Origin of the sequence: Kitasatospora sp. NPDC058965 (genome assembly GCF_042741245.1) — a bacterium.
GTDB lineage: Bacteria > Actinomycetota > Actinomycetes > Streptomycetales > Streptomycetaceae > Kitasatospora.
Window position 1 is genome coordinate 1 of record NZ_JBHYKG010000517.1, and the last position, 3,339, is coordinate 3,339.

The window sequence follows — 3,339 nt, forward strand, 5'->3', positions numbered from 1 at the left end:
GTCGGGCACCCCCGACCGGTCCGCCGACCGTCCCCGCGCCGACCTCCCGTCAGCCGCCCAGGCCCTCGCGCACCCGGCGCGAGGGACTGAACGCGTACAGCTCCAGCACCGGCGGCGGCTCGACCAGCCCGGGCCCGCCGGCGGCCACCCAGTCGGTGATGTCCCGCGCCGCGTCGGGATCGTTGACGAAGCCCAGCCAGACCGGCCGGCCCCCGGCCCGCCGCCCCTCGCCGGAGGGCTGCACCACGATCACGTTGGCCCGGTCGCAGGCGTCCAGGCAGCCCACCGGCCGCACCTCGGCCACGCCGGCGAGCGCGCTGCGCAGGTCGACCAACTGCCCGGCATGGTCCACCCCGGGCACCTTGGGCGTCCCGCAGCAGCAGCCCCGGCAGACCGTCACCGTGCAGCGCGGTGCCCCGCCGCCGCTCGCCGCCGACCCGCCCCGCGCCCGGTCACGCCGACCCATCTGCACTCCGTTTCCCCGCCCGTCACCTGGCTCTTCGCCGCGGTCAGCGTAGCCCGTGGGGATCGACCGGCCGGGCGGCCCCCACCCGGCCGGGCAGCGCGGCACCCCGAACACCAAGCGCCGGCAAAGGCCGGCCCGGGTCAGCCGAACCAGCGCCGACGCCGGCGCACCCGGCTCCAGAACCAGCCGGCCGGCGGCCGGTCCGAGCGCCACGGCTGCGGCTGAGGCGGCTCGCGCCGCCAGCGGGCGGCCAGCATCCTGGCCCGCCCGGACGGCTCGGTCACGGGCGCGGACCGGACGAAGTCCTCGTCCAACTCGACCTCGTCCCAGTCCTCGCCCTGGTCCACCGGTGCCTCCCGCCGCCTCGCGCCACCCGCTCCGTCCGTCCTCCTGGCAACGCGCGACGGGCATCCGGTGTGCCCGGGACACCGGGGCCCATCCCCGCAGGACGCCCACCCCTCCCTCATACAGTGAATTCACTTCGGCCCAGAACTTGAATCATTGAAAAGCCCGAGCGCTATTTCCGTTCCATTCACAGAATTCCTGGGCCCGGCAGAAATAGGCCGCCAATCCGTTGACGGCCGTTAACCCGCTCTGCTTTGCTTCACCGCGACAGCAGGCAGCGCAACCACTTCGGCGGCGCCTGACTGCATGTCAGGGCTTCTGGCCCGGCCGTTCCGCTCCCCTCCCCGCAGGGGTGCCCGCACGCTTCTGCACAATTCTCGGTCGGCACGTCCCCGAATTCCCACGACGGGTGTGCCGTGTCCGGAATTGCGTGTCGGAACGACGGCCGGGTCATCGGCCCAGTCCCCCGCAAGCCGTCGTCCGCTCCCGATCGGAGACCGGACGGCGGGTTCACGAGAGGAACCCCCACCATGGGTAGCCCCCACAGCTCCCGGTTCGCGAAGGGTGCCGCCGTCACCGGCGCGCTCTCCCTCGCGGTCGCCGCGGCCGGCCTGATGGCCGCTCCGGCGCAGGCCGACGTTGCCGCTCCGGCGGTTTCGGGCCAGGCCCACCACCACGCGGCTACGGCCACCGGCTCGGGCATCAACAACGAGTTCAACCCGTACAGCACCTCGCTCAACGCGAGCAAGATCCCGGGGATCAAGCAGTACGAGGCGCAGCGCCGCGACCGCCTGGCCCACCAGGCGCAGGCCGCGGCCACCGGCCAGGAGACCCTCTCCTACGGCGGTGGCGTCGACGGCATCGGCGTGCAGAGCGGCCACTCCAAGGTCTACCTGGTCTTCTACGGCAACCAGTGGGGTACGCAGAGCACCGACGCCAACGGCAACGCCAAGTTCTCCGGCGACTCCGCCGGTGCGGCGGGCGCCACCCAGCAGATGTTCAAGGGCATCGGCACCAACGGCGAGACCTGGTCCGCCGACCTGACCCAGTGGTGCGACGGCCCGAACGTGGCCTCCGGCGCGGTCAGCTGCCCGGCGAACGCCAACTTCATCCCGTACCAGGCCGGCGGTGTCCTCTCCGGCGTCTGGTACGACAACGCGGCCGCCTCGCCGGCCCAGGCCACCGGCAACCAGCTGGGCGTGGAGGCCGTCAACGCGGCCGCCCACTTCGGCAACACCACGGCTGCCGCGAACCGCGACGCGTACTACATCATCCTGTCGCCGCACGGCACCAACCCGGACGACTACCAGAACCCGAGCACGGGCTACTGCGCCTGGCACGACTGGAACGGCGACACCACCCTGACCGGTGGCGCGGCGGCCTCGCCCTACGGCGACATCGCCTTCTCGAACCAGCCGTACAACATCGACCAGGGTGCCAACTGCGGCGTCGGCTTCGTCAACTCGCCCGGCACCCTCGACGGTTACACGATGACCCTCGGCCACGAGTGGCACGAGATGATGTCGGACCAGAACCCCGCGGGTGGCTGGACCAACCACGTCTCCGGCAGCTCGTACAACGGCCAGGAGAACTCCGACGAGTGCGCCTGGCTGAAGCCCGGCACCACCGGCGGTGCGGCCATGGTCAACTTCGGCAGCTTCGGCTCCTACGCGGAGCAGGCCAGCTGGTCGAACGACACCAACTCCTGCGCCATCTCGCACACCATCCTGAACCACGGCAACGCGGTCACCGTGACCAACCCGGGCAACCAGAGCGGCACCGTCGGCACCGCCGCCAGCCTGCAGATCAGCGCCAGTGACTCGGCCTCCGGCCAGACGCTGACCTACTCGGCCACCGGCCTGCCGGCCGGCCTGTCGATCAACTCCTCCACGGGTCTGATCTCGGGCACCCCGACCGCCTCGGGCACCTCCTCGGTGACCGTCACCGCGACCGACACCACCAGCGCGTCGGGCTCCACCACCTTCACCTGGTCCGAGACCACCTCGGGCGGTGGCGGCAGCGCCGTCACCAACGGTGGCTTCGAGGCCGGCAGCCTGACCGGCTGGACCTCGGTCGGCTCCACCGCCGCCAACACCTCGGCCGCTCACTCGGGCAGCTACGGCGCGATGGTCGGCTCGACCAACCCGACCGGTACCTCCTCGATCGCGCAGACCTTCACCGCGCAGGCCGGTGCGAAGACCCTCTCCTTCTGGTACAGCAGCACCTGCCCGGACACGGTCACCTACGACTGGGCCACCGCCACCCTGAAGGACAACACCACCGGCACCACCACCACGGTGCTGGCCAAGACCTGCGCGGCCACCTCGGCCTGGACCAACGTGACCGCCGGTGTCACCGCGGGCCACAGCTACACCCTCACCCTGACCAACAAGGACGACAACTACCCGGGTGACCCGACCTACACCTACTACGACGACGTGACGGTCTCCTGACCCTCGCTCATCGGCGCCCCGTGGGGGCGGGCCTCCGGGCCCGCCCCCACGGGTTTTGCGTCGTTGGGCGAGAAT

At 71.6% G+C, this 3,339-nt stretch carries 3 protein-coding genes; 1 reads left to right on the plus strand and 2 read right to left on the minus strand.

The genetic code is table 11. From position 1 onward, the window contains the following. Positions 1–49: 49 nt before the first annotated feature. A complete protein-coding gene (locus tag ACFW1A_RS39525) occupies positions 50–466 on the minus strand; it encodes a (2Fe-2S) ferredoxin domain-containing protein (protein ID WP_380418373.1) in 417 nt (138 codons plus the stop codon). Positions 467–606: 140 nt separating this feature from the next. Then, the gene (locus tag ACFW1A_RS39530) at positions 607–813 is read right to left on the minus strand and encodes a hypothetical protein (RefSeq protein WP_380418375.1); all 207 of its coding nucleotides are present in this window, start codon (positions 811–813) and stop codon (positions 607–609) included. 528 nt (positions 814–1,341) lie between these two features. Between ACFW1A_RS39530 and ACFW1A_RS39535 the strand changes: the two genes are divergently transcribed. Next, the gene (locus tag ACFW1A_RS39535) at positions 1,342–3,264 is read left to right on the plus strand and encodes a putative Ig domain-containing protein (RefSeq protein ID WP_380418378.1); all 1,923 of its coding nucleotides are present in this window, start codon (positions 1,342–1,344) and stop codon (positions 3,262–3,264) included. The last annotated feature ends 75 nt before the right edge of the window (positions 3,265–3,339 follow it).